25 protein-coding genes are annotated in these 25,532 nt (G+C 35.3%); 16 read left to right on the top strand and 9 right to left on the bottom strand.

Annotation, left to right across the window (positions count from 1 at the left end):
- Window positions 1-27 precede the first annotated feature (27 nt).
- The 12 genes from hisD to AC4PRO_RS13470 all read left to right on the top strand — a co-directional run bounded on the left by hisD (window position 28) and on the right by AC4PRO_RS13470 (window position 13,149).
- On the top strand, window positions 28-1,320 hold the full coding sequence (hisD, locus tag AC4PRO_RS13525; protein ID WP_492117700.1) for a histidinol dehydrogenase: 1,293 nt from the start codon (window positions 28-30) through the stop codon (window positions 1,318-1,320).
- Entirely contained in the window at window positions 1,310-2,359 is a 1,050-nt protein-coding gene (hisC, locus tag AC4PRO_RS13520) for a histidinol-phosphate transaminase (protein WP_492117699.1), read from the top strand. Before hisD ends, hisC begins: the two co-directional genes overlap by 11 nt.
- A gap of 157 nt (window positions 2,360-2,516) precedes the next feature.
- Window positions 2,517-3,653, top strand: coding sequence for a bifunctional histidinol-phosphatase/imidazoleglycerol-phosphate dehydratase HisB (hisB, locus tag AC4PRO_RS13515; protein ID WP_492117698.1), 1,137 nt, complete (start codon window positions 2,517-2,519; stop codon window positions 3,651-3,653).
- Between the two features lie 78 nt (window positions 3,654-3,731).
- Window positions 3,732-4,313, top strand: a complete 582-nt coding sequence (hisH, locus tag AC4PRO_RS13510) for an imidazole glycerol phosphate synthase subunit HisH (RefSeq protein ID WP_492117697.1) — start codon at window positions 3,732-3,734, stop codon at window positions 4,311-4,313.
- A 79-nt stretch (window positions 4,314-4,392) separates the two neighbouring features.
- On the top strand, window positions 4,393-5,157 hold the full coding sequence (gene hisA / locus AC4PRO_RS13505) for a 1-(5-phosphoribosyl)-5-[(5-phosphoribosylamino)methylideneamino]imidazole-4-carboxamide isomerase (RefSeq protein ID WP_492117696.1): 765 nt from the start codon (window positions 4,393-4,395) through the stop codon (window positions 5,155-5,157).
- Between the two features lie 216 nt (window positions 5,158-5,373).
- Window positions 5,374-6,129 carry an imidazole glycerol phosphate synthase subunit HisF gene (gene hisF, locus AC4PRO_RS13500; protein WP_074723267.1) on the top strand — a complete coding sequence of 252 codons (756 nt, stop codon included), beginning with the start codon at window positions 5,374-5,376 and terminating at the stop codon, window positions 6,127-6,129.
- Window positions 6,130-6,174: 45 nt separating this feature from the next.
- The gene (hisIE, locus tag AC4PRO_RS13495) at window positions 6,175-6,774 is read left to right on the top strand and encodes a bifunctional phosphoribosyl-AMP cyclohydrolase/phosphoribosyl-ATP diphosphatase HisIE (protein ID WP_492117695.1); all 600 of its coding nucleotides are present in this window, start codon (window positions 6,175-6,177) and stop codon (window positions 6,772-6,774) included.
- Between the two features lie 136 nt (window positions 6,775-6,910).
- Window positions 6,911-8,047 (top strand): alpha/beta hydrolase, encoded by a 1,137-nt coding sequence (locus AC4PRO_RS13490; protein WP_492117694.1) that lies wholly within the window; start codon window positions 6,911-6,913, stop codon window positions 8,045-8,047.
- Complete coding sequence (locus AC4PRO_RS13485) at window positions 8,048-9,478, top strand: leucyl aminopeptidase family protein (protein WP_492117693.1); 1,431 nt, start codon at window positions 8,048-8,050, stop codon at window positions 9,476-9,478.
- Window positions 9,479-9,482: 4 nt separating this feature from the next.
- On the top strand, window positions 9,483-10,697 hold the full coding sequence (locus AC4PRO_RS13480) for an ATP-grasp domain-containing protein (protein WP_492117692.1): 1,215 nt from the start codon (window positions 9,483-9,485) through the stop codon (window positions 10,695-10,697).
- A gap of 50 nt (window positions 10,698-10,747) precedes the next feature.
- Window positions 10,748-12,403, top strand: a complete 1,656-nt coding sequence (locus tag AC4PRO_RS13475) for a M1 family metallopeptidase (protein WP_492117691.1) — start codon at window positions 10,748-10,750, stop codon at window positions 12,401-12,403.
- Window positions 12,404-12,459: 56 nt separating this feature from the next.
- A complete protein-coding gene (locus AC4PRO_RS13470; RefSeq protein ID WP_492117690.1) occupies window positions 12,460-13,149 on the top strand; it encodes a DUF4240 domain-containing protein in 690 nt (229 codons plus the stop codon).
- A gap of 5 nt (window positions 13,150-13,154) precedes the next feature.
- Here AC4PRO_RS13470 and AC4PRO_RS13465 read toward each other — a convergent pair whose 3' ends face one another.
- From AC4PRO_RS13465 to AC4PRO_RS13440, 6 genes are all read right to left on the bottom strand, one after another.
- Window positions 13,155-14,345, bottom strand: coding sequence for a hypothetical protein (locus AC4PRO_RS13465; RefSeq protein ID WP_492117689.1), 1,191 nt, complete (start codon window positions 14,343-14,345; stop codon window positions 13,155-13,157).
- 14 nt (window positions 14,346-14,359) lie between these two features.
- On the bottom strand, window positions 14,360-15,190 hold the full coding sequence (locus AC4PRO_RS13460; protein WP_492117688.1) for a type 1 glutamine amidotransferase: 831 nt from the start codon (window positions 15,188-15,190) through the stop codon (window positions 14,360-14,362).
- A 45-nt stretch (window positions 15,191-15,235) separates the two neighbouring features.
- A complete protein-coding gene (locus AC4PRO_RS13455; RefSeq protein WP_492117687.1) occupies window positions 15,236-16,342 on the bottom strand; it encodes a carboxylate-amine ligase in 1,107 nt (368 codons plus the stop codon).
- A gap of 138 nt (window positions 16,343-16,480) precedes the next feature.
- Window positions 16,481-17,428, bottom strand: coding sequence for an ATP-grasp domain-containing protein (locus tag AC4PRO_RS13450; RefSeq protein WP_492117686.1), 948 nt, complete (start codon window positions 17,426-17,428; stop codon window positions 16,481-16,483).
- A 56-nt stretch (window positions 17,429-17,484) separates the two neighbouring features.
- On the bottom strand, window positions 17,485-18,198 hold the full coding sequence (locus AC4PRO_RS13445) for an esterase family protein (protein WP_492117685.1): 714 nt from the start codon (window positions 18,196-18,198) through the stop codon (window positions 17,485-17,487).
- Between the two features lie 233 nt (window positions 18,199-18,431).
- Window positions 18,432-18,839, bottom strand: a complete 408-nt coding sequence (locus tag AC4PRO_RS13440; protein WP_492117684.1) for a glyoxalase — start codon at window positions 18,837-18,839, stop codon at window positions 18,432-18,434.
- A gap of 68 nt (window positions 18,840-18,907) precedes the next feature.
- On the opposite strand from AC4PRO_RS13440, the gene AC4PRO_RS13435 reads away from it, so the two are divergent.
- Entirely contained in the window at window positions 18,908-19,291 is a 384-nt protein-coding gene (locus tag AC4PRO_RS13435; protein WP_074723278.1) for an acyl-CoA thioesterase, read from the top strand.
- 119 nt (window positions 19,292-19,410) lie between these two features.
- On the opposite strand, the gene AC4PRO_RS13430 is transcribed toward AC4PRO_RS13435, so the two are convergent.
- Genes AC4PRO_RS13430 through AC4PRO_RS13420 form a run of 3 tightly spaced genes read right to left on the bottom strand, consistent with a single transcriptional unit; the run spans window position 19,411 to window position 21,519 of the window.
- Window positions 19,411-19,959 (bottom strand): GNAT family N-acetyltransferase, encoded by a 549-nt coding sequence (locus tag AC4PRO_RS13430; RefSeq protein ID WP_492117683.1) that lies wholly within the window; start codon window positions 19,957-19,959, stop codon window positions 19,411-19,413.
- Between the two features lie 26 nt (window positions 19,960-19,985).
- Complete coding sequence (locus AC4PRO_RS13425; protein WP_074723280.1) at window positions 19,986-21,242, bottom strand: mechanosensitive ion channel family protein; 1,257 nt, start codon at window positions 21,240-21,242, stop codon at window positions 19,986-19,988.
- On the bottom strand, window positions 21,235-21,519 hold the full coding sequence (locus AC4PRO_RS13420) for a DUF3817 domain-containing protein (RefSeq protein WP_074723281.1): 285 nt from the start codon (window positions 21,517-21,519) through the stop codon (window positions 21,235-21,237). Before AC4PRO_RS13420 ends, AC4PRO_RS13425 begins: the two co-directional genes overlap by 8 nt.
- 102 nt (window positions 21,520-21,621) lie before the next feature.
- Here AC4PRO_RS13420 and AC4PRO_RS13415 point away from each other — a divergent pair, with 102 nt between their 5' ends.
- From AC4PRO_RS13415 to AC4PRO_RS13405, 3 genes are all read left to right on the top strand, one after another.
- Window positions 21,622-22,152 (top strand): DUF6155 family protein, encoded by a 531-nt coding sequence (locus AC4PRO_RS13415; protein ID WP_074723282.1) that lies wholly within the window; start codon window positions 21,622-21,624, stop codon window positions 22,150-22,152.
- 108 nt (window positions 22,153-22,260) lie between these two features.
- Window positions 22,261-23,805 (top strand): DEAD/DEAH box helicase, encoded by a 1,545-nt coding sequence (locus AC4PRO_RS13410; protein ID WP_074723283.1) that lies wholly within the window; start codon window positions 22,261-22,263, stop codon window positions 23,803-23,805.
- Window positions 23,806-23,939: 134 nt separating this feature from the next.
- Entirely contained in the window at window positions 23,940-25,277 is a 1,338-nt protein-coding gene (locus AC4PRO_RS13405) for a DEAD/DEAH box helicase (protein WP_492117682.1), read from the top strand.
- Window positions 25,278-25,532 lie beyond the last annotated feature (255 nt).

Below are 25,532 nucleotides of genomic sequence, written 5' to 3'. Positions count from 1 at the left end.
AGCGTTGGGATCTAAATTTAAACAAAGATGAACAAAATATACAACCCTAAACCGGAAACTTGGTCTGCGATACTAGAAAGACCTACTAAAACGGTAGACGATATCGAACTAACGGTAAAAGAAATTTTTAAGGAAGTTCAAAAAAAAGGAGATGAGGCTGTAGCCAAATATACTTCTCTATTTGACGGTGTTGCCATCGATAAATTAGAAGTCACCAAAGCTGAAATTGAAACCGCGGTCGCTGCTGTTTCGACAGAATTGAAAGAAGCCATTCAGTTAGCTAAAAATAATATCGAAAAGTTTCATGCTGCTCAAAAAACAGCAAGAGTAGCCGTTGAAACAGTTGAAGGGGTAGAATGCTGGCAAGAAAAAAGACCTATTCAAAAGATTGGTTTATACATTCCTGGTGGAACGGCACCTTTATTTTCAACCGTTTTAATGTTGGCTGTTCCTGCAAATATTGCAGGTTGCAAAGAAATCGTTCTTTGTTCTCCTCCTGATAAAAAAGGAAATATAAATCCAGCTATTTTATATGCTGCCAATTTATGTGGAGTTACTAAAATTCTAAAAGTAGGAGGGATACAAGCTATCGCTGCAATGACTTTTGGAACGGAAACAATTCCTAGAGCATATAAAATTTTCGGACCAGGAAATCAATTTGTAACCGTAGCGAAACAATTAGCAACGCAGTTTGGTGTAGCAATAGACATGCCTGCTGGACCATCTGAATTATTGGTTGTTGCTGATGACAGCGCAGTACCTGCTTTTGTAGCTTCAGATTTGTTGTCGCAAGCAGAACACGGTACGGATAGTCAAGTGATTTTGGTTTCAACCTCAAAAAAATTAATCGATGCTGTTGAAGAAGAGATTCAAATTCAATTAGAAGCGCTACCTCGAAAAGAAATTGCCGAAAAAGCAATAGCTAATTCAAAGTTGATTTTTGTCGAAAATGACCAAATCGCTTTGGATTTAATCAATGAATACGGCCCAGAACACTTTATAGTTTGCACATCATCGGATGATTTTTATATTGACGGAATCGAAAATGCAGGTTCTATTTTTATAGGAAACTACACGCCTGAAAGTGCTGGAGATTATGCTTCGGGAACTAATCATACTTTACCAACAAATGGTTATGCTAAAAACTATAGCGGTGTAAACTTGGATAGTTTTACAAAATCAATGACTTTTCAGAAGATTTCTGAAGTAGGAATTCAGAATATTGGAAAAGCAATTGAAGTGATGGCCGAAGCGGAAGGCTTGCAAGCACACAAAAATGCAGTTACATTACGATTAAAAGCGATTAAAGATGGAAAATAGTTTCGACATAAATAATTTAGTTCGTGAGAACGTTAAAACAATGAAGCCGTATTCATCGGCGCGTGATGAATTCAAAGATTTTGATGTTGCTCAAATGATATTTTTGGATGCCAATGAAAATCCATATCAAAATGGAGTGAATCGTTATCCTGATCCGCAACAAAGCAGCGTAAAAGCAGTTTTGGCCAAGCAAAGAAACCTGAAAGTGGACCAAGTTTTATTAGGTAATGGAAGCGACGAAGTATTGGATTTATTGTTCAGGGCTTTTTGCGAACCTAAAACAGATAACGTAATTACTTTGCCACCAACATACGGAATGTATAGCGTATTGGCTAATATTAACGCAGTTGAAAACAGAGAAATTTTATTGTCTACAGATTTCCAACCAGAGATCGATTCCATTCTAGAAGCGGTTGATACAAATACAAAAATGATCTTTTTGTGTTCGCCGAATAACCCTACAGGAAATTCATTTTCGGATGAAAGTGTAGTTACTTTACTTCAAAATTTTAAGGGATTAGTAGTAATTGACGAAGCGTATATTGATTTCTCAAAAAAGCAAAGTTGGCTGAATGAATTGGACGAATACCCTAATTTAATTATTACGCAAACCTTATCAAAAGCCTATGGTTTAGCTGGAATTCGCTTGGGGATTTGCTATGCATCTGCTGCCATTATTTCAGTTATAAACAAAATAAAACCACCTTATAATGTGAATGAGTTAACACAACAAAGAGCCTTAGAAAGATTAGCTGATAAAGAAAAAATACAATTAGAAATAGACTCAATTGTAATACAAAGAGATGATTTACTTAAAGTATTAAATGAGGTAAAATTTGTATCTAAAATTTATCCGACAGAAGCAAATTTTGTTTTAATAAAAGTAGATGACGCCAATAAAAGATACAATGAATTAATTGCCAAAGGAATTGTGATTAGAAATAGAACTACGCAACCTTTATGTGAAAATACCTTGCGTTTGACTATTGGAACAGCAGAAGAAAATAAGAAGTTAATGGAGGCATTGACGACAATTTAAACACAAATTTTAGAAGTGTTATTTTGAAAGTGTAGTTATTAAAAATAAAATAGTTTTAGAAAAAAAATAAGAAAATAGAACTCAAAATAAATAGAATTTAAGCGATTGCTAATTCGTGAAAATCTGTGAAATTTGTGTTTCTTTTAAATTATAACAAATGAAAAAAGTACTTTTTATAGATCGTGACGGAACTATGGTTTTAGAACCAGAAGGATACCAATTAGATAGTTTAGATAAATTAGAATTTTATCCAAAAGCATTCCAATATTTAGCAAAAATTGCTAAGGAATTAGAATACGAATTGGTCATGGTGACCAACCAAGACGGTTTAGGAACAGACAGTTTTCCAGAAGATACGTTTTGGCCTACTCAAAATTTTATTTTAAGAGCTTTCGAAAATGAAGGCGTTCTTTTTGATGATATTTTTGTTGATCGGTCGTTTCCAGAGGATAATGCGCCAACGCGCAAACCAAGGACTGGAATGTTACTAAAATACATCGATAACCCAGCTTACGATTTGGCTAACTCATTTGTATTAGGAGATCGTTTAACAGATGTGGAATTGGCTAAAAACCTCGGTGCCAAAGCTATTTTTATGAACATCAGCGAAGGTGCTGGAACTAGTGAAATTGCTTCAAAACGTGAGGAGTTAGATGAAGTTATTACATTACAATCGACTGACTGGAAAGAAATATATGAGTTCTTGAAATTAGAAGCGCGATCCGCTACAATTTCGAGGAAAACAAATGAAACGGATATTTACATCAATTTAAATCTAGATGGAACTGGGAAAAGCAAAATCGAAACTGGAATTGCTTTTTTTGATCATATGCTAGACCAAATTGCGCGTCACGGTCAAATGGACTTAGAAATTCTGGTAAAAGGAGATCTAGAAGTAGACGAGCACCACACGATTGAAGACACAGCAATTGCCTTAGGAGAAGTTTTTGCGAAAGCATTAGGAAACAAGCTAGGGATTGAAAGATACGGTTTTTGTTTACCAATGGATGACTGCTTAGCGCAAGTAGCAATTGATTTTGGAGGTAGAAACTGGTTGGTTTGGGAAACCGAATTCAAACGCGAAATGGTAGGAAAAATGCCAACAGAGATGTTTTTGCATTTCTTTAAATCTTTCTCTGATGGTGCCAAAGCGAACATCAATATAAAAGCCGAGGGACAAAATGAACATCACAAAATTGAGGCTATTTTTAAGGCTTTCGCCAAAGCAATAAAAGTGGCCGTAAAACGTGATACCGAGAAAATGATTTTGCCATCAACGAAAGGGATGCTTTAAAAAAGTTGTTTAAAGTTTCAGGTTTAAAGTTAGCACGATAACTTTAAACCTGAAACTTTAAACTTGAAACAAAAATAGATGAAAATAGTAATTATAAATTACGGAGCAGGGAATATTCAGAGCATTATGTTTGCTATTGAAAGATTGGGATTCAAAGCGGTTTTGAGTAACAACCCCGAGGAAATTAAAGCAGCGGATAAAGTGATTTTTCCAGGGGTTGGTGAAGCAAGTTCAGCGATAAAAATGCTTTTAGCAAGCGGATTGGACAGTTTAATTCCAACATTAACGCAACCTGTTTTAGGAATTTGTTTAGGAATGCAGCTTATGTGCAATGCTTCGGAGGAAGGAGATACCAAAGGTTTGGGAATTTTTGATGTGGATGTGATTAAATTCACGCCAAAAGTAAAAGTGCCACAAATGGGTTGGAATCAAATATACAATTTGAAGTCGGCTTTATTCGAAGGAATCGCTGAAAATGAATACATGTATTTAGTACATAGTTTTTATGCGCCAGATTGTGAAGAATCTATTGCCACAACAAATTATGAAGTGGAATATGCATCGGCTTTACAAAAGGATAATTTTTATGGAACCCAATTTCACCCCGAGAAAAGTGGTGATGTGGGAGAGAAAATTCTAGAGAATTTTTTAAAATTATAACTATTTTAATGGCAGTGGCAAAAATCAATTTCAATTGCAATCTGAAATCAAAAATCGTTAATCTACAATCGAAAATCAAATGAGAATAATACCAGCAATAGATATCATCGACGGAAAATGTGTTCGCTTGTCAAAAGGGGATTACAACACCAAAATAATTTACAACGAAAATCCGCTTGAGGTTGCCAAAGAATTTGAAGCGCACGGAATTGAATATTTACATTTAGTGGATCTTGACGGTGCAAAGTCAAGTCAGATTGTCAACTACAAAATATTAGAGCAAATTGCTTCTAAAACAAAATTAAAAATTGATTTTGGCGGTGGATTGAAGTCGGATGCCGACTTGAAAATTGCTTTTGAAAGTGGTGCTAACCAAATCACCGGTGGAAGTATTGCAGTCAAAAACAGAGCCTTATTCGAAAAATGGATTCAAGAATACGGTGCTGATAAAATCATACTTGGAGCAGATGCAAATAATGAAAAAGTAGCTGTATCAGGTTGGTTAGAAGAATCTGATGAAGACTTAATTCCATTTATACAAGGATATCAAGCTAAAGGAATTCAACACGTTATTTGTACAGATATAGCCAAAGATGGAATGCTTGAAGGACCAAGTTTTGATTTGTATAAAAAAATTATTGATGAATGCAACGTCACTTCGAGCGCAGTCGAGAAGTTGGCGAAAGCCAAAGCAATAAAATTAATCGCTTCAGGTGGAATTTCTACCTTTGATGAATTGCCTAAATTAGCCGAATTAGGTTGCGAAGGCACTATAATAGGAAAAGCGATTTACGAAGGACGAATTAGTTTGAAACAATTAGAAAACTACATATTAAATAAATAAGTATTTCGCAAAGAGACACAAAGGAAAAACGAAGATTAGCTGAGATTTTTGTGTGTCTGTGTGAAAACTTCGAGAATCTATGTGGAATAAACAATTAAATGAATGTATAATGCCATAGAGTATTCGGCAAAGTAACACAAAGAGAACACAGAGCTTCACAAAAGTTTTGCGTATCTCTGTGGAAGCTCTGCGAACCTCTGTGTAACAAAAAATGACATGCTTACAAAAAGAATAATCCCCTGTCTAGATATAAAAAACGGACGAACCGTTAAAGGTGTAAATTTCGTAGATTTGCGTGATGCTGGTGATCCTGTGGAATTAGCCAAAATCTATTCCGATGAAGGAGCTGATGAATTGGTTTTCTTGGATATTTCTGCAACAGAAGAAAGAAGAAAAACTTTGGTTGATTTAGTACGAAAAGTGGCTTCTACAATTAATATCCCGTTTACGGTAGGTGGTGGAATTTCATCCGTGGAGGATGTTGAAATTTTGCTTCAGAATGGAGCGGATAAGGTTTCAATCAATTCCTCGGCTGTAAAAAATCCCCAATTGATTAATGACTTGGCTCAAAAATTTGGAAGTCAATGTGTAGTTGTTGCAATCGATGCCAAACAGATTGACGGTCGCTGGATTGTACATTTGGTAGGGGGAAAAGTGCCAACGGAATTGAACTTGTTTGATTGGGCAAAAGAAGTAGAACAAAGAGGCGCGGGGGAAATCCTTTTTACATCAATGGATAATGATGGAACCAAAAACGGATTTGCAAATGAAGCTTTAGCCAAACTTTCAAGTTTAGTCAATATTCCAATAATTGCCTCGGGTGGTGCTGGGAACATACAACATTTTGTAGATACTTTTATTGATGGAAAGGCAGATGCAGCATTGGCAGCAAGCGTATTTCACTTTAAAGAAATTGAAATCAAAACACTAAAAAAAGAACTTAAAAATAATAATATTGAGGTTAGAATATAGTTTTATCTTTAAGACATTCGACTTTATAACTTTAGACTAAAAATAATGAATATAGATTTTTCAAAAAATACAGACGGATTAATTCCTGTCATAATTCAGGATAGTGAAACCAATACTGTTTTAATGTTAGGTTATATGAATGCGGAAGCCTATCAAAAAACTGTGGATACTAAAAAAGTGACATTTTACAGCAGATCGAAACAGAGACTTTGGACAAAAGGAGAGGAAAGTGGTAATTTTTTGAATCTAATAGACATCAAAAATGACTGTGACAATGACACCTTGCTAATTCAAGTAAAACCGGAAGGCCCTACATGTCACAAAGGAACTGATACCTGCTGGGCAACAGAAAACAAAACGAATTACGGTTTCATTTCTGCTCTTGAAGACACCATTCAAGCACGAAGAGAAAATGCAGATTCTGAAAAGAGTTATGTGGCTTCTTTATTTAAATTAGGAATCAATAAGATTGCACAGAAAGTCGGTGAAGAAGCAGTCGAAGTGGTTATCGAGGCAAAAGATGAAAACGATGACTTGTTTTTAAGTGAAAGTGCCGATTTACTTTTCCATTACCTAATTCTACTACAGGCAAAAGGGTTCAAAATCAACGATGTAGTTGACGTATTAAAAAGTCGCCAAAAATAGATATATTTTTTCTTTTTAATTAAACGATATAAAACCCAACAGTAATTTCATTTGCTGGTGGGTTTTCTTTTTTCTTTTATTTCAAGTTGCAATCCCCTATATTTACTATTATTTATAAAATACCACATTACACGTTATGAATTTTGACAATACAAGCAACACTTTAGATCTTAAAGGTACAATCATAAAAACAGGACTGCACATAATATTGACTACCGATGCAGATGATTTACGTCCAGTATATCTTTCGGGTAATTTTAACGATTGGGATACGCAAGATAAAGAGTTCGTAATGGAAAAAATTGGAAGTGGTTTATATCATTTTAAATTCACCCATGATTTTGACTATCCTGAAACTTTATTGTATAAATTTACAAAAGGGGATTGGAGCGAAGTGGAAATTGACAGGAACGGCAATCGTACTGAAAACAGGTCAACAAAGAAGCATACGGGAATACAAAACGAACATGTAAGTAGGTGGAGAAAAAACTGGCTGCCATTCAAACCAAGCTATTTGCCACAAGTCCTACTCATTTCGGATGAATTTGAAATTCCTCAACTGAATCGAACTAGGAAAATATGGGCGTTGCTTCCTCACGATTATGATACTTCACACGAAAGCTATCCCGTGATGTATTTACAGGATGCCCAGAATTTATTCAATGAGAATACAGAATATGGTAATTGGGAGATTGACAAAAAATTGGCTGTAATGTCAGAGTATAAAATTGGAAAGATTATTATAATTGCCATTGAACATGCGGAAGAAGACAGACTAAAAGAATATAATGTAGGTAAAACAATATTAGGAAAAGGACAGGGAAAAAAATACATCCGTTTTGTAACCAAAACGTTGAAACCGTTTGTAGATACTAATTTCCGTACTAAAACAGATCGCGCTAATACCGGAATAGGTGGTAGTTCAATGGGTGCTTTAATCAGTATTTTTAGTGGACTGAGATATCCAAAAGTGTTTGGTAAATTGATGATTTTTTCTCCTTCGCTTTGGGTTAAGCCTGATATGAAAATAAAAGTGGACGAAGACGTTACAGAAGACACCAAAATATATTTATATGCCGGTGGTGATGAAAGTGAAACTATGATAGAACATGTAAAAAACTTTAAGGATAGGGCTATTGCAAGCGAATTTGTAAAAGATAAAATGAAAATTAATTTGAGCATCAATAAGGAAGGAAAACACAATGAGACCTATTGGAGTGATGAATTCCCTAAAGCGATTGAGTGGCTTTTTTTTAACACAAAAGACAATTAGATGAAAACTAAGCAAATAGATAAGTTAGAGAATTTTTCGGGAACCGTTTTAATTCCCGTTTTTGAAACCACTGCCAAAAGTATTGTTCCAATTAAGTTTGAAGGTTTAGAAATTTCGTCCAAAGTTTTCTACGGCAAGAAGGACACTTATTATTTAGCCGAAAATAATGACAATACCTACCTTTTTATTGGCTTGGGAAAAACAATTGATTATAAGACATTAAAAACAATAGCGAGGAGAATTGCTGCTAAGGAAAAAGCAACTTTTGGAAAAAGTGTAGCCTTATTTGTTCCGGAAGAATTCAGTGCTGACCAAGTAGAATCCATCGTTTCCGGTTTATTGTTAGGTACATATAATTTAGGTCATTTCAAAAAAATGGACGAACATCCTTTTTTAAATCCTGATTTTGAACTAGAAATTTTATCTTCCAAAGATTATACTGCAACAATAAATAAAGCGATAAAAATTGCCCGCGCCCAACTTCAAACTTTAGCGTTGGTTGATTTACCACCAAACAAGGTGACTCCGAAGTATCTGGCGAAATGGGCTTTGGATAAAGGCAAAAAATACGGATTTGAAGTAAAGGTTCTTGGTCTCGAAGCATGTCAAATTGAGGGACTCGGTGCTTTTTTAGCGGTTGGAAAAGGAAGTCAAAATGAGCCACAATTTGTTATCATGACTTATACCCCAAAAGAAGATGTTCCTAATTTAAAGCATGTTGGTCTGGTGGGAAAAGGAATCACTTTTGACACAGGTGGTTTAAACATAAAAACGGCTGGAATGGTTCATATGAAGTGTGATATGGCGGGTGGTGCTGCGGTGTTTGGCGCCATGCAATTGATCGCTGATTTGCAATTGCCCATAAAAGTGACTGCTATTGTTCCTTGTGCAGAAAATGCTGTCGACGCAAAATCATTTTTACCAAGTGATGTGATTCATAGTTACGACGGAACCTCAATCGAAATTATTGATACAGATGCTGAAGGCCGATTGGTCCTAGCAGATGGTATTTCTTATCTTATAAAAAATTACGAGCCAGAATATATTGTGGATATCGCTACACTTACTGGAAGCAGTGTTGGGACATTAGGCTACGAATGTGGTGCTTTGTTTACCAATAACGAAACTATTTCTAAAAAACTGCAGGATGCGGGAGATTCAGTAGGGGAACGCTTGTGGCAACTACCGCTTTGGGATGTTTACAAACAAGACATCGAAAGCGACATTGCAGATGTAAAAAATTATAGCGGAAAACCTGTGGCCGGTGCTATTAGCGCGGCTAAATTTTTAGAATATTTTACAAACGAGCATGCTGCTTGGGCACATTTGGATGTCGCTGGTGTAGCATTTGGCGATGATGAATTTGCAAAAAGCAAACATGCTACGGCATACGGAGTACATTTATTAACCAAGTTCATTGAAAATTTATAAGCTTATGCAAAATCCTAAAACCTTCATTTGTATTTCGAATTACTTCAAGGGAGCCGATTTTTTAATTCATTTAAAAAGCCTTGGCAACAAAGTCTACCTCATCACCAGTGAAAAACTGAGAGATAAACCATGGCCACATGATTCCATAGACGAAACCTTTTATATGCAAGGTCAGGATATTGAGTGGAACTTAGAGCATTTATTATTGGGTGTTGGGAACTTAATGAAGTCGAATCAAATCGATGCTATTGTAGCATTGGATGATTATGATGTAGAAAAAGCTACTTACCTCAGAGAAAATCTGCGAATTGATGGTATGGGACAAACTACGGGACGTTATTTTAGAGATAAACTGGCGATGCGCATGAGAGCAAAGAGTTGTGGCATTTCTATTCCGGCTTTTTGTTCTTTATTTAACGATCATGACATTAATACGTTTGCCGATACTGTGTCTCCTCCATGGGTTTTAAAACCACGGTCAGAAGCCTCGGCGAACGGTATTATAAAAGTATACGATAAAGAAACCTTATGGATTCATATTAATGAAATGGGAAACAACCGTTTCAAATATTTACTGGAACAATTCAAACCAGGTGCAGTATATCATTGTGATAGTTTGATTTCAGATCGCAAAGTCATTTTTAGCTTGACTTCAAAATACTTGGTCACTCCGATGGAAATATCACAAGGTGGTGGTGTTTTTCGTAGCTCCAATATTCTGTATAATTCTGAAGAAGACAAGGCTATAAAAAAGGTAAATGAGCAGGTCCTGAAAGATTTTGGATTGAAACATGGCGCCGCACATACCGAATTTATAAAAAGCGATGAAGATGGAAAAATTTACTTTCTGGAAACGTCATCGCGCGTAGGCGGAGCGCATCTAGCAGAAATGGTGGAAGCTGCTTCCAACATTAATCTTTGGAAAGAATGGGCCGCCATTGAAGATACATTGGTAAGAGATAAAAAATATAAATTACCAAAAATAAAAAAAGGATATGCAGGAATTGTATTGACTTTATCTAAACATCAAAACCCTGATTTATCTTCTTTTTCTGATCCTGAGGTTTGCTTTAAGGTTCCTCTAGATTACCATGCCGGATTAGTGGTTCAGTCTGATAAAAGCGAAAGAGTTTTAGAGCTACTAACTGAATATGTAGATCGCTTAGTCGCTGATTTTACTGTGGTGGTACCTCAAGAAACCGTCTCAAAACTACATTAATAGAATAGTTCCGATTTAAAAATAGAATTGTATTAAAAGATTCCGCATTTATGAAAAAAATTTTTGTTATTATTTGTGCCGTAGTATTTATTTCGAATAGTAGTTTTGCCCAAGGGCTTTTGGGTAAATCTGAAGTAGTATTTACCAAGCAGGATAGCCTAAGAGGAAGTATTACTAAAGAAAGAGCGTGGTGGGATGTGAAGTATTATCACTTGGATATTAAAGTAAATCCCAAAGACAGTACTATAATAGGTTCCAATACCATTAAATATCAAGTAGTACAAGAATACAACCGCATGCAAATTGATCTGCAAAATCCTTTAGAGATATATAAAGTAATTCAAGATGGCGTTGAATTAAAATATAAACGAGAAGGAAATGCTTTTTTTATTGAATTGGTTGCCCTTCAAAAACTGGGTACTGTAAAAGAACTTACCGTTTTCTACGGCGGAAAACCAAAAGTTGCCGTGAATCCGCCATGGGACGGCGGTATTACTTGGAAAAAGGACAGCAATGGCAATCCATTTATAGCCTCTTCCTGTCAGGGCTTGGGCGCCAGCGTCTGGTGGCCTAATAAGGATCATATGTATGACGAAGTGGAAAGTATGCTTATCAGTGTAAATGTTCCCGGAAATCTTACCGATGTCTCTAATGGACGATTGCTTAGCGTTAAAAAACTAAAAGACGGAACCAAAACGTTTAACTGGTATGTTTCTAATCCCATCAATAATTACGGTGTAAATATAAATATTGGGGATTATGTTTCTTTCTCTGAAAAATACAAAGGAGAAAAAGGCGATTTAGATTGTAGCTATTATGTTTTGAGAGATAATTTGGCAAAAGCCAAAGAACAATTTAAAGATGTTCCTCGCATGCTTAAAGCTTTTGAACATTGGTTTGGACCTTATCCGTTTTATGAAGACAGTTACAAACTGGTAGAAGCTCCTTATTTAGGAATGGAACATCAGAGTTCAGTTACTTATGGGAATGGCTTCAAAAATGGATATAGAGGTAGAGATTTGAGCGGAACAGGCTGGGGACTTAAATTCGATTTCATTATTATCCATGAATCTGGGCATGAATGGTTTGCGAATAACATCACAGATAAAGATATCGCAGATATGTGGATTCACGAGAGTTTTACCAACTATTCAGAGAGTCTTTTTGTGGAGTATTATTACGGAAAAGAGGCCGGTTATGAGTACGTGAGAGGAATTCGGAAAAATATCGAAAACGACAAGCCAATCATTGGACACTATGACGTAAACAGTGAAGGTTCGAGCGATATGTACTATAAAGGGGCTAATATGCTGCATACGATTCGCCAAATTGTAAATGACGATGAAAAATGGAGAACTATTTTAAGAGGTTTAAACAGTACTTTCTATCATCAAACAGTAACTACGAAGCAAATAGAAGATTATTTATCGACTTCGGTTGGAATTGATTTATCATCCGTTTTTAATCAGTATTTAAGAGACACTAGAATACCAACCTTAGAATATTTTTTTAAAGATAATACCCTTGGGTTCCGTTGGGCTAACTGTGTCACAGGTTTCAATATGCCACTAAAAGTAACCCTGAGCGGCGAAGAAAAATGGATTAAACCAACTACCGATTGGGGAACTAATGCCGTTACTGTAGAAAATCCTCAACTTAAAATTGATGCTAATTTTTATGTAGCCGAATTTGATATTACAGAATAAATTTAGCTAATTTTACGGAGGTATTAAAAAACACATTGTAAAATTCCTTTTGTTTTATGAAAAATTCAATTGTATTATTTTCTTTATTCTTCAGTATAGCTGTTTTTGCGCAAAATAATGCGCAAACTCAAGAAGAGCCATTGGAAAGTATTGAAAATATAGAACTTACACCTCGAATTAATCTCGATTCAATTTCACTTCCAAAATCAAGTGAAATGTTAGAGGAAGAGGCTTATTGGGCATTAATTGAAAATTCATTAAAGGAAACTACAAACCAAGAAGATCAAGAGCTTTTTTTAGTTTCCGAAATTGAGAAATTGACTCCCCAAGAAATGATAGGCTTTCGTTTGCGAACAGACCAACTCCTTTACGACAGCTATAATCCAGAATTGTGGTGTGCCGCATATATTGTAAGTGGTGGATGCTCTGATGGTGGATTTGAGTATTTTAGATGTTGGTTAATTTCTCAGGGAAAAGAGGTGTTTTACAGAGTTAAATCCAATCCTGACGCTTTAGTTAATGAAGTGGTTGAAGGCAGGGAATCTTATGAATTTGAAGGTTTTTGGTATGTAGCAATGAATGCGTTTAAGAATAGCACGGGTGAAGATTTATATTCTTATATTGACTATGATGCCTTCGTAACCAATGACGAAAATTATCCATTACTAAAATTTAATTGGAATCCAGATGAACCTGCAACTATGGAGAAAGTTTGTCCCGTTCTATTTCAAAAACTGTGGAAATAAATAAATTATCTTTCAAACAAACCGATAGTTCCACCCACCCAGTCTTTGTCTTTATTGAATTTAACCCCAATCATTTCACCGCGGCTCAATCGCACTAGATTACACAATAGAGTAGGAGCAGCATCCTCTTTTTTCCAAACACAAAGTACCCGGACTTCTGCTTTTACCTTGCCATCCGGAGATTGTACTATGGGAATGTAGTTTACCTTTTTTTGCAGAATGTATAGTTCCTTTTCCACGACAGCGTCAATGTCTTCTTTTTTGACATGAAAAATAACTCCAGTTCCTGAAAAAGAAAATAGAGGTTTTAAAACATAATTTTCTAAATCGTCGGGAATTTCAATTAACTCGCTCAACAGTGTCGTCTCGATGAAATATTTCCCTTTTAAGAAAGGCAAGATGAATTTACTAATTCTGAAAAACCAATTGGGATGTCCTGCCCATTCGAGCTCCAAATCATCAGAGAAACTAAAATCTAATTTTAAATCTGTACGCAAGTCCAATTCGTCAAAGATGACTCTGTTGTAAATACGCTTTACAAGTACCTCTTCATCATTTTCATTTTTATAGAATAGCTGCCTGCCTTTTTTAATTAGTTCTGTTACACAAACAATCGGAATTCCGATATCTCTTTTACAGTAGTAAAAATCAATTTTTGTATTTTGTTTTTCTGGCTCTATTTCGAGTAAAATAACATTTTCCTTGGGATGATGATTGCAGATAACTTCTTTTATAATCTTCAAGTATTCTTGTGAATTGATACCATTAAAGAACGGAGTCAACTTGTTAAGAAATGGATACTGATTTATAAACTTATCATATAAATTAGTCTGATAATTATACAAAGAAGGAAATCCTTGCACTTCTATCAACTTCGGAATTACAGCACCATCCTCCTCGCAAATTCCAAAATCGATGGCCAAAAAAGAAGTGTGCCCATCTTCGTTAGGAACTTTATTGTTTAGTTCTAATGCTTTTTCTGTTAACGACTTAAAGTTATCGTCTTCAATTAAAGCTACAACTTCGTTACAACCTTCTATTAATTGCTCTTTTAGCTCGTTAGATATAAAAAAAGGAGTTTCCCCAATTCGAAAAGTCGGTTCGTAATCAAAGTCAGAAGCGATATCATCTTTTAATTGCTGATATTTATTTTCTGTGAATTGCTCATTGAATAGTTTTCGATATTTTGAAATCATACAAGTTAAAGGAATTAATTAGACATCATCTTTTTTGTTTTCATCAAGTCATTTATAGCAGTGCGTAGAAAATTCGGAATCAAAGTTTCATTTGTTCTGTAGATCTTATCATCATCCAATAAATCTTCCAGCATATTTCTAAACTTTCTTTTCCCTTTCATCTCTTTTATTTTTTCTTTGGCCTCCTTATTTCTCAGATGAGAAACAAAGCTTATTGGATCTGCTTCAGGATGAAATTGTGTACCCACAAAATAATCCGTAAATCGGACGGCCATAATCGCGCGTTCGTATTGCACATGGTCTCTAATTTTTTCCAAGGAAATGATTTTAGCACCCTTTTTCTTAAAAACACTTAAATTAGGCTGTACCACCTGATAATCTCTGGAATCAATAGCATAGAAAGGATCGCTTAAGCCTTCAAAAAGCGGATCAGTTTGACCTTCTTTCGTTTTATGGATTGTCATAACACCGAACGAAGTATCATTCCTTTTGGTGATTTCAGCAAGTCCAAAATGTTTACAAGCCATCTGAAAGGAATGACAAATGAACAAGACATGCTTTTTTACTGGATTTTCAAGGTTCCATTTTGTTAAGGCATCAATAAAAGTATAGTATTTTGTATCCCAGGCTCCGTCACCAATTAATGGATTTCCCGGGCCTCCTGTAGAAATATAAATATCGTACTGATCAATTTCGGGCAATTCGCATTTTCCTCTAACATCATAAATTTTAAAACTTACCAAAGGATTAAATCTATTTATTATGTCAATTATACAGCGCATTCCTTGATTGGGCACTCCGTCGTACATATCCAAGAGAGCAATTGTTATTTTTTTCTTATTCATGGGCTAATCTTTATTATAAGTAGGCTACAAAGATAATCTAATAATTTACAAGCCCTTAGTGAATTCATCAGTTATGAAATCAACCACCTTTGCTAGGTCATTCGTTTTCTCAAATACCGCTAATTGTTTGGCAGCTCCAGTTCCATTTTTCAAAATCTGATGTACATAATTAATCTGCTCACGGCTTCCTAACTCATCCACCACATCATCTACAAAATCTAGTAATTCAAGAATCAGCACTCTTGTTTCTACTTCTTTCTGAAGTCCGAAATCAATCATATGCCCCTCGATTCCGTACCGTGAAGCCCTGAATTTATTTTCTTTTATGAGTGCAATTCTATAAATATTGAAACTCATGTTTTGTTGGTTTAGCTTATACAACTTAGCCACAACCGCCTGTATGACCGCGACAATACACATGGTCTCCTCAACGGTTAAACTCATATCACAAATGCGAAATTCAATGGTATCGTAAAAGGGATGCAAACGCAAATCCCACCAAATTTTCTTTGGGTTATCAATGCAATTGGTGTTTACCAAAGTTTCTAGGAAATTATCATAAGATGCTACTGAATCAAAATATTCTGGTAATCCGGTCCTTGGGAATTTATCAAAAACTTTTGTTCGAAAGGATTTATAACCCGTTTGCCGGCCTTCCCAAAAAGGAGAATTGGTAGAAAGCGCAAATATGTGAGGCAAAAAATAGCAGGCTTGATTCATTAATTTCAAGCCTATTTCGCGGTTTTCGATTCCTACATGGCAATGCATCCCGAAAATTAAATTGGAACGTGCCGCATCCTGCAATTCATTCACAATGGTATGGTACCTTGGATCATCTGTGATAGGTTGATCTTGCCATTTCGAAAAAGGATGTGTTCCAGCTCCACCTACAATCAATCCCTGTTTATCTGCTAATTCAACAATTTTTGTTCGCAGGAATTTAATTTCTTTCTCGGCTTCTTTTACATTCGTACAAATATTGGTACCAACTTCCACGACAGACTGGTGCATTTCTGCTTTTACTTGTTCGTTCAATATAATCTTAGCTCCATCAACAATTTTAGACAAATGCGAGCGCAGATCTCTTGTTTCAGGATCTATAATTTGATATTCTTCTTCAACACCAAGGGTAAAAGCAGGTAGTTTTTTCATTTTCGAGTTTTTTTAAGAGCAATTTACTTCGTCAGTTCGCTTCGCTCGTGTCCAGCTATTCGATACAATCCGTCTCGTTAAAAAACGAGCTGGGATTTTGGCTGCTATCTGGGCTAGGACTTCCGGTTCCTGAGAAATTTATTTGCCCGCAACCGCGTCTTTCATAAATGTTCCCCAAGTCAGATTCATCTTTCCAGGCTTTTGTTTTTTTGCAGCAGCAATAGCCATTTTAGCCGACTCTTCTACTACCCATTCAAAATTATCTACACCTACTGAGGTTAACTCTGCATCAGGTGCTGGATTACCAAAATCGATAGCATAAGGAATACCGTCACGCACTGCAAACTCGACAGTATTAAAATCATACCCTAAACCTTTACAAAGTTTTAATGTGTAGTCTTTTACAGTTGCAAGTAATTTTTTATCCACCAGAGGCCCGTCAATTACATAACGGAGGTGAGGAGCATTTCTTGGTTCATATTGCATGATTCTAACCGCTTTACCGCCTAAGCAATACACTCTAAAATATTCAGTGAATACTATTTCTTCTTGAAGCATCATCACCAGTTGTTTGGTTTCCTGATGTTTCTCCCAGAATTCCTCTTTATTTTCAAGACGATAGACATTTTTCCAACCACCACCAGCGTAGGGTTTCATGTAAGCAGGAAACTTTATATAATCAAATATTCCTTCCCAGTCCATTGGGTATTGTAAGTTTCTGAACGATTTAGCTGTCGTGTCTGTTGGGTGTTCTGCAGAAGGTAACAAAACCGTATTGGGTAAGGGTACTCCAAGCGTATCGGCTAATGCGTTATTGAAAAACTTATCATCGGCACTCCACCAGAAAGGGTTGTTGATGACATTTGTACCGGTTAAAGCGGCATTTTTTAGATACGCACGATAGAAAGGAACATCTTGAGAAATACGGTCAATAATGACCGCATATTCTCCATCTTTATTTTGAACTACTTTGTCAATAGAAACTGCTTCTGCAACAATTCCTTTTTCGTTTTTTGAATTAACACGGTCTATAAAAGCTTGAGGATAGGTATCTTCCATTCCAAATAAAATTCCAATTTTTTTCATTTTTATCTATTTTACCTTATTAATATAATTGTGCTTTTTACATTTAATTTCTGTTTCTAAAAAAAATTGATTCGGGATAAGTAATGTGCAAACATTTCCTTCCATAAAGGCCAATCATGTTTTTTATCCTGACGAATATCAAGCCAGTGGTGTACATTTCTTTCGCTTAAAACTTTGCTTAATTTTAAATTAGAATCAAAACAAATATCCCAATTAGAGCTTCCCAGAACAATGTCCATTTTCCATAATTCAGGGTCGTCTAATCCATATAAATAATCCTCAGGACTGTTATAAAAAACATCGTCATTATGAAAACCATCTAGAAAACTTTTTATATCAAAAGCTCCACTCATCGAAAACATATGGCTAACATAACCGGGATGTCTAAAAGCAAAATTAGCGGCATGATATCCGCCAAAGCTGCAACCGGCTAAAGCAACCTTGCCTGACGGCGAATTGTTTTTAACTTTTTCCACAATTTCGTGACAGATCATTTTGTCGTAGCGAACATGGTTTTCGATGCGATGAATGGGGTGAATTTGTTTGTTATAGAAACTGTCTTTATCAATACTATCTGGACAAAATATTTGTATTAATCCTTGCTCGATATACCATTTAGCTGACTCAATCAAGCCCATGTCTTTATTTTCATGATAACTTCCCATTGAAGTGGGAAATAAGACCACTGGGTACCCGGAATGTCCAAAAACTAGCATCTCAATCTCTCTATTTAGGTGTGGAGAATACCACTTGAAATATTCTTCTTTCATATACTTTGCTTTTAACAATAATAACGAAAATATTTATGCAAATAGTAGAAATTACTTATAAAATTCCTTTTTTTACATATAAAATAGCGTGAATATATAAAGTATTCTACATTTTGATAATTATCAACTTAAAGCTTGATTTTTATGAGAATCTGAAAATAAAACAAACCAGAGCACTTCGTGAATTTAGATTAAAAAAAGCTAATTTCTATAAAATCAATGTTTTACAGACTCTATTTCTCTGTAGAATCGACTTCAAATAATTGAATCTGACTTTTTAATCTTTCGATAAGCATGCTCATCATTCTTTTGTTGAGATTTGATGAGTTCTTGATGTAAAACAAGTATTCCTCTACAGTGAATAGTCCTATTACCATACCTTTTAATGCATTTCGGTATTTAATATCTTTTTGAATTGCATTTTCGATTGTAGCCAGCTTTTTCTCGGTGGTTTGAGAATAAAAATCCCCCTTATATTTCGTTGAATAATTTCTGAAAGAAGCAATAAATAAATCATTTTGCAGCTTTAAGATTGGTCGTAGTACCTCATTTTGGAACATTTCCTCTGAAGAGGATTGCATACTAACACTTCCAATTGTTCCTCCACGGAATTCTTTTAAAAAAACATCTCTTGAGTCCATCTTTTTTTCTTTAAAATTATAAAAAAATCGACGGAGATAGGTTACTTTCGCATTATTAAATAAAAAATATGCGATTTCATACCAGAAAATGGATAAAACCAGAAGACCTCAATCCAAACGGAACTTTATTTGGGGGTCAATTGTTAGCTTGGATAGATGAAGAATTAGCTTTATATTCTATTATTCAATTAGAAAACCAAAGAGTGGTTACCAAACACATGTCGGAAATTAATTTTAGAAGCTCCGCAAAGCAGGGAGATATCATCGAAATTGGTATTGATGTGGTAAAGTTTGGAAACAGTTCCCTTACGCTAAAATGTGAGGTTCGGAACATGATGACCCGTGAAACGATTATTTCAATAGCCAGTACCACGATGGTCAACTTAGGAGCAGACGGAAAGCCTAAAGCACACGGAAAAACAGAGATTGAATTTATAAAAAATCGGCTGTAGTTTATTCGACGAAAACGCAAAAAATTAAGTAGTGGAGAGCCCAAAGTTATTCCTTAAATAGTAACTAGATTCATCCATTTTCAAAAATCATATTTTTAATCTGTGAATCTGTGGCAGTCCTAGGCTTTTTTTCGTTCGTCAGTTTCTAAGATGGCATACTCAAAATTATCAGACCAACCAGATTTCAATGGTAGTAGTTGTCTTCCCCGTCCTTCTCTTAGCATTCCAGCCTTTTCCAGCACTTTGATAGAACCCATGTTATCTAAGGCACAACCTGCCTGTATTCGATGCAAATTTAAATCATCAAAACCAAAATCGAGAACCCTATTTAACGCTTCTGTTCCAAATCCTTTTCCCCAATGATCTAAATGTAATTTGTACCAAACTTCTCCTCTTCGGTACTTTTTGGCTCCTAATTTAAGTCCAAATAAACCAATGAATTGATTCGTGTTACTTTCTTCAATTGCAAGGGTATAGCTTTGAATTTCTGCTTCTTTATTTGCTACTATCCAAGCCTCGATTGTACGGCTGGTTTCGCCAATATCTTCAGGAATTCCCAGCGCATTAAATTCATCGGTTTCCGCTAAAGAATGCAAAATATGAATCGCATTTAAATCGGCGCTGTCAATCAACCTTAGTTTTAATCGTGAGCTATAGAGTTCCATCATTTTTGCAAAAGGATTAATAATATTATCTATTGAAGAAAGTCACTGTTAGAAGGCAATTCATATAATTCCAAACCAAAATAAGGCACTGAGGCTATAATATGATCAAAGATATCAGACATAATATATTCATAGTTTTGCCACTGTTTGTCACTTGTAAAAGCATAGACCTCTAAAGGAACACCCTGTGCTGTCGATTGCAGTTGACGGCAGAGTAGAAGCAAGTCTTTGTTTATGGCTGGATGATTGCTAAGATATTGTGTAATATATTTTCTAAACAACCCTAAATTAGTGACATTCCGACCATTTATAGCGAGTGATTTATCGATAGAATTATCAAAATTATATTGATCAACCTCGGCCATACGGCTATCAATATAGTCACTAATGAGTGTGATTTTCTTTAGTTCTTTTAACTCATCATTCTTTAAAAAATGGATGCTACTGGTTTTAATCAGAATATGTCTTTTTATACGTCGCCCATCAGAATGAAGCATCCCACGCCAGTTTTGAAAAGAGTCAGAACTCAAACTATACGTTGGAATGGTAGTAGTAGTATTATCAAAATTTCGAACTTTTACCGTGGTTAGGTTGATTTCGATTACATCTCCGTCAGCACCAAATTTAGCCATGGTAATCCAGTCACCTATTCGAATCATATCGTTTATAGACACTTGGACACTAGCTACAAAACCCAAAATAATATCCCTAAAAATTAATATAATCAAAGCAGATACGGCTCCAAAAGTCGTTAAAAGCTCTGTATGACCAATTTCGAATACTCTAGATATAATAATAATAATCCCCACAATCCATAACAGAATCATGATTACCTGAATAAAACTATCGATGGGTTTATCGCTGTATCGGGGTTTTAGTTTTAGATAATCCCGTAAGGCATTAAAAATGGTACGAATAATCCAAAGTACTAAAATAACGATATAAATTCCCACTAATTTTCCAAAAACACCTTCCCAATATTCATAACGCTCCAAAATAACAGGAACTGACTTGTAGATGAACAACAACGGAATTAAATGCGCTATGTATTTAGCCGTTTTATTAGTGACCAATAAATCATCAAATTTTGTTCTGGTTTTGCGCGCTATAAAAATCATGATGGTCACCAACAAAAGTCGGAACACCACATAGATACTGTAGGCCACAATACAAAGCAAGGCTATATTAAGAAACAGACTTAGATAGGATGCAAAACTGTATCCCATGCCCCATTTACGGAGTATCGGATAAAAAAAAGTGAATGTTTTTTCGATGAATTTAAGCATTTACACAGTATTTCTTCTCTATATAAAAAGTACCAAATGGGACAAGAGAAGCTAATTGGATAATAGAAAAAGTTTTAAAATCCCAATTTTGAGGCTTTCTTAATAAAAAAGCCAAGATTACATAGCCTATAAACAATACACCATGACTCATTCCTATAGGATACAACAAACGATGATATAATTCAAAATTATTAGGTTTGATAAATAACATATTCGAAAATAAAACCAAATAAGAGATTCCTTCCAGAATCGCTACCACCTTAAAAAATTTGAGCATCTACTTTATTTTTAGTATTAAAGGGCAAAATTAAGTAATATGATTGATTTTATAGGTATTCCATCTTAAACTCTTTTACTTTTGTAATCTGAAACTTTTAAAATGAGCAAACGCGATTTAAAAAAATACTTGAACCAACTGACAAAAGAGCAGCTTGAAGAGCAGATTCTCGAATTATATGAGAAATTCAGCCCTGTAAAAGTGTATTATAATTTTGTGTTTAATCCAAAGGAAGAAACGCTGCTACAGGAATGCAAGCTTAAAATTTCCAATGAATATTTCCCAATTCAAACGACTGCTAAGAAACGCAAAAAGCCAAAAATGCGCCGTTCCGTTGCCCAGAAGTACATCAAGCACTTTATCACTTTGGGCGTAGACCCATTTATAATAGCAGATGTAATGCTGTATAATATAGAAATCGCACAAGCTTTCTCCTCTGAAAATACGATCAAACAAGAACTCTTTTTTAAAAGTATGTTCAATTCCTTTGAACAAGCAGTGGTTTTTATGATTGCAAATGGGATTCTTAACGAATTCAAAACCAGAATCAATACTATTCATCAAGAAACCATTACACAAAAATGGAAAAACGAACCAGAATTTGACGCAATCATCGAGAGATTCGAGTATTAATACTTCTCTCATAACAGAAATTTCCTCAATCCATTCCTATATTTTTAAATAAATATAACATAATAACTGTTTTTTAGGTGTATTTTTGCAAAAACCCAACAAAAAACAATGTTTGAAAATACTATAGAAATAGAAAAAGAAGACAGAAAAGAACTCTATGGATACCAAAAAGGGGATATTGATTCCATCTTTGAACGGATAGACAATGCACCAAAGCAACATCACCTGTTGTATCAACTGCCTACCGGTGGTGGTAAAACGGTTGTATTCTCTGAAATCGTTCGTCGCTATTTATCTAAAAGTGACAATAAAGTAGTTGTTTTAACACACAGAATTGAGTTGTGTAAACAAACTTCTAAGATGTTAAAAGGTTTTGGCGTAAAAAACAAAATCATCAATAGTAAGGTAAAAGATCTTCCAGACCAAAACGAATATTCTTGTTTTGTGGCCATGGTAGAAACGCTTAAAAACCGTATCAACGACGAGAAACTACATTTAGATAATGTAGGCTTGGTTATTATTGATGAGGCGCATTACAACTCATTTAGAAAATTATTGAGTTCGTTTACAAATGCCTTTATTCTAGGAGTTACAGCAACCCCTTTGAGTTCAAATATAAAACTGCCAATGCACGAAAGCTACGATGAATTAATCGTAGGAGACACCATCAATTCCTTAATAGAAAATGGTTTCCTGGCAAAAGCAACAACCTACAGTTATGATGTAGGTCTAACTTCTTTGAAAGTTGGTATTAACGGAGATTACACCGTGAAATCATCTGATGATTTGTATACTAATATGGCCATGCAAGAGAAATTATTGCATGCCTATACAGAGAAATCATTAGGTAAAAAAACGCTGATTTTCAATAATGGAATTAATACGTCCCTATACGTTTATGAAACGTTTAGAGAAGCAGGCTATCCTATTCGTCATCTTGACAATACCAGCAGCGCTGAAGAACGTAAAGATATTCTACAGTGGTTCAAGAAAACCCCAGATGCGATTTTGACTTCGGTTGGGATCCTGACCACTGGTTTTGATGAGCCTACCGTGGATACCATTATTTTAAACAGAGCAACAAAATCGTTGACTTTATACTATCAAATGATTGGTCGTGGTTCTAGAAAACTGCCTAACAAGGATATGTTTACGGTAATCGATTTAGGAAATAATGCAGCCCGTTTCGGTTTGTGGAGTGAGCCTGTAAACTGGCAACATATCTTTAAATCACCCGAGTTTTACTTAGAAAATTTACGTGATGATACCGAGATAGAATTGTATTTCAAGTATTCTATGCCACCAGAATTGCGCGCAAAGTTTAGTAAAACTGCCGAAGTAGGATTTGATGTCGATGAAGAGCACAAACTAATCATTGCCCAAAACCTGCGTTCAAAAGTAGTTTTAGACAAATCGCTAGAGCAACATTCTTCGATGTGTGTCGATAATACAGAAACATTGCAGGAAGCGAAATCATTGTCACGCGAACTGGACGACGATATTGAATGCCGTATCAAACGCTATTCTAAATGTCTAAGCCAGTGCAGTAAAAACTACCGCGAATGGCTAGTTGATGATTACAAATTAAAAATGACATTAATGATCGGGAAGAAGTATCGTGAGAAAATCATGAACGAACCTGATGAAGATTAATATAAGGAGCTAATCCTGCTATTCGTTTCAATCTCTTGTGCCGAACACCGGCACAAGAGGATTTTTACTTCTATCAGGGCTAGAAATCCAGCATACAAAATAACTATTTTTTATAAAATAATAAATCCAAAAAAATGCCAAAACAATTCTCTGATTTAGGGATTTCAGCACCAATTCTAAAAGCAATTTCCGAATTGAATATTGTTGAACCCACAGAAATTCAGCTTAAAGCAATTCCGCTACTTTTAGCAAACACCACTGATCTAGTTGGACTTGCTAAAACAGGTACCGGAAAAACAGCCGCTTTTGGATTGCCTCTTTTACAATTAATAGATACCTCTTTGCCTACGGTACAGGCACTAATTCTGGTTCCTACAAGGGAATTAGGGCATCAGATTTTTAGAAACTTAGAAGATTTTGCAAAATACCTTCCAGAAGTTTCTATTGCAGCGACTTGCGGTGGAATCCCAATAAAACCGCAAATCGAACGTCTAGCTGCACCCACACATATTGTGGTAGCCACACCAGGTCGTTTAATTGACTTAATACAGCGCAAAGCAATAAATCTTAAAGAAACTAAATTTCTTGTCTTAGATGAAGCCGATGAAATGGTGACCATCTTGAAAGAAAGCCTGGATGAAATTATTGCCGAATTACCAAAGGAACACAAAACATTATTGTTCTCAGCTACTATGCCGGGAACTATAAAACAGCTCATCCAAAACTACTTGAATAAAAACGTAGTTCAGGTGAGTGCTAATATGGAAACAGTAGGAAATCAAGGGATTGATCACGAGTATATCGTAGTAGATCCTATTGAAAAACTAGATGTTTTAATGCATTTCCTGAATTCAAAAGAAGGAGAACGTGGCATCATATTTTGCAAGACTAAAGCAGCGGTGAATAAACTAGCTAAAAACTTAGCAATCAACCGTTTTTCATCAGGAGCCTTGCACGGTAGTTTGTCACAAGGAATTAGAGACCGTATCATGGAGCAATTTCGTGAAGGACACATCAATATATTAGTAGCGACAGATTTAGCTGCTAGAGGAATTGACGTAAAGGAAATTTCGTATGTGGTTAATTACCATTTGCCTGATGTTTACGAAGCTTATGTACACCGTAGCGGAAGAACAGCCAGAGCAGGAGCAAAGGGACTTTCATTAACAGTGCTACAAGAAGAAGAGGTAAAAGAAATAGCCGACTTCGAAAAAGAACTGGGAATCAAATTCACTGAATTTAAAAAACCAAGCGCGCTAAGTATCGAAGAGAACAACACTCTTTTATGGGCAAAACAAATATTCAAAACCAAACCCAACCATGAAGTGGATGCGGAATTGAAAACAAAAATAAAAACTGTTTTTCATCATCTGACTAAGGACGAATTGATCGAGAAACTATTGGCTAATTATTTGTTGCAAAACAAAAACGAACCATTAGAAAAACCGGTTAAAAGACAAAAAATGAAATAGTACTTTTGCTGTTTTATAAAGGAAAAACCATTGCTATGCTTGAAGAAGTAGGGTAATGGTTTTTTTTCATGCAGTTCACCTAATCCTTCTTTTTAGATAATAGAGTAAAATGACAGAAAAATATTAATGTTTGTTATAAAAACAGTAAAAAGAGGTGTATATTTGATGTTATATACTAGTTGCAATACATATTGTTGCCAAATTTTGCGCTGAAAAATTTACTCTGATATCGTTAAGCAGAAAGTAATTTACTTC

This window comes from Flavobacterium sp. DW-iso2, assembly GCF_058725285.1.
The sequence above is the reverse complement of the archived record's forward strand: the minus strand, read 5'-3'. Positions and strand labels throughout refer to the sequence as shown.

Coding starts and splice junctions, on each gene's coding strand:
- AC4PRO_RS13420 (WP_074723281.1), bottom strand. CDS start 21,519: ATGCTCAAATTTTTTAAGGTGGTAGCGATTCTGGAAGGAATCTCTTAT.
- AC4PRO_RS13450 (WP_492117686.1), bottom strand. CDS start 17,428: ATGAAAAAAATTGGAATTTTATTTGGAATGGAAGATACCTATCCTCAA.
- hisIE (WP_492117695.1), top strand. CDS start 6,175: ATGAATATAGATTTTTCAAAAAATACAGACGGATTAATTCCTGTCATA.
- AC4PRO_RS13485 (WP_492117693.1), top strand. CDS start 8,048: ATGAAAACTAAGCAAATAGATAAGTTAGAGAATTTTTCGGGAACCGTT.
- hisA (WP_492117696.1), top strand. CDS start 4,393: ATGAGAATAATACCAGCAATAGATATCATCGACGGAAAATGTGTTCGC.
- AC4PRO_RS13475 (WP_492117691.1), top strand. CDS start 10,748: ATGAAAAAAATTTTTGTTATTATTTGTGCCGTAGTATTTATTTCGAAT.
- AC4PRO_RS13455 (WP_492117687.1), bottom strand. CDS start 16,342: ATGAAAAAACTACCTGCTTTTACCCTTGGTGTTGAAGAAGAATATCAA.
- AC4PRO_RS13490 (WP_492117694.1), top strand. CDS start 6,911: ATGAATTTTGACAATACAAGCAACACTTTAGATCTTAAAGGTACAATC.
- hisD (WP_492117700.1), top strand. CDS start 28: ATGAACAAAATATACAACCCTAAACCGGAAACTTGGTCTGCGATACTA.
- hisH (WP_492117697.1), top strand. CDS start 3,732: ATGAAAATAGTAATTATAAATTACGGAGCAGGGAATATTCAGAGCATT.
- AC4PRO_RS13430 (WP_492117683.1), bottom strand. CDS start 19,959: ATGATGGAACTCTATAGCTCACGATTAAAACTAAGGTTGATTGACAGC.
- AC4PRO_RS13410 (WP_074723283.1), top strand. CDS start 22,261: ATGTTTGAAAATACTATAGAAATAGAAAAAGAAGACAGAAAAGAACTC.
- AC4PRO_RS13470 (WP_492117690.1), top strand. CDS start 12,460: ATGAAAAATTCAATTGTATTATTTTCTTTATTCTTCAGTATAGCTGTT.
- AC4PRO_RS13435 (WP_074723278.1), top strand. CDS start 18,908: ATGCGATTTCATACCAGAAAATGGATAAAACCAGAAGACCTCAATCCA.
- AC4PRO_RS13465 (WP_492117689.1), bottom strand. CDS start 14,345: ATGATTTCAAAATATCGAAAACTATTCAATGAGCAATTCACAGAAAAT.
- hisF (WP_074723267.1), top strand. CDS start 5,374: ATGCTTACAAAAAGAATAATCCCCTGTCTAGATATAAAAAACGGACGA.
- hisB (WP_492117698.1), top strand. CDS start 2,517: ATGAAAAAAGTACTTTTTATAGATCGTGACGGAACTATGGTTTTAGAA.
- AC4PRO_RS13425 (WP_074723280.1), bottom strand. CDS start 21,242: ATGCTTAAATTCATCGAAAAAACATTCACTTTTTTTTATCCGATACTC.
- AC4PRO_RS13480 (WP_492117692.1), top strand. CDS start 9,483: ATGCAAAATCCTAAAACCTTCATTTGTATTTCGAATTACTTCAAGGGA.
- hisC (WP_492117699.1), top strand. CDS start 1,310: ATGGAAAATAGTTTCGACATAAATAATTTAGTTCGTGAGAACGTTAAA.
- AC4PRO_RS13405 (WP_492117682.1), top strand. CDS start 23,940: ATGCCAAAACAATTCTCTGATTTAGGGATTTCAGCACCAATTCTAAAA.
- AC4PRO_RS13460 (WP_492117688.1), bottom strand. CDS start 15,190: ATGAATAAGAAAAAAATAACAATTGCTCTCTTGGATATGTACGACGGA.
- AC4PRO_RS13445 (WP_492117685.1), bottom strand. CDS start 18,198: ATGAAAGAAGAATATTTCAAGTGGTATTCTCCACACCTAAATAGAGAG.
- AC4PRO_RS13440 (WP_492117684.1), bottom strand. CDS start 18,839: ATGGACTCAAGAGATGTTTTTTTAAAAGAATTCCGTGGAGGAACAATT.
- AC4PRO_RS13415 (WP_074723282.1), top strand. CDS start 21,622: ATGAGCAAACGCGATTTAAAAAAATACTTGAACCAACTGACAAAAGAG.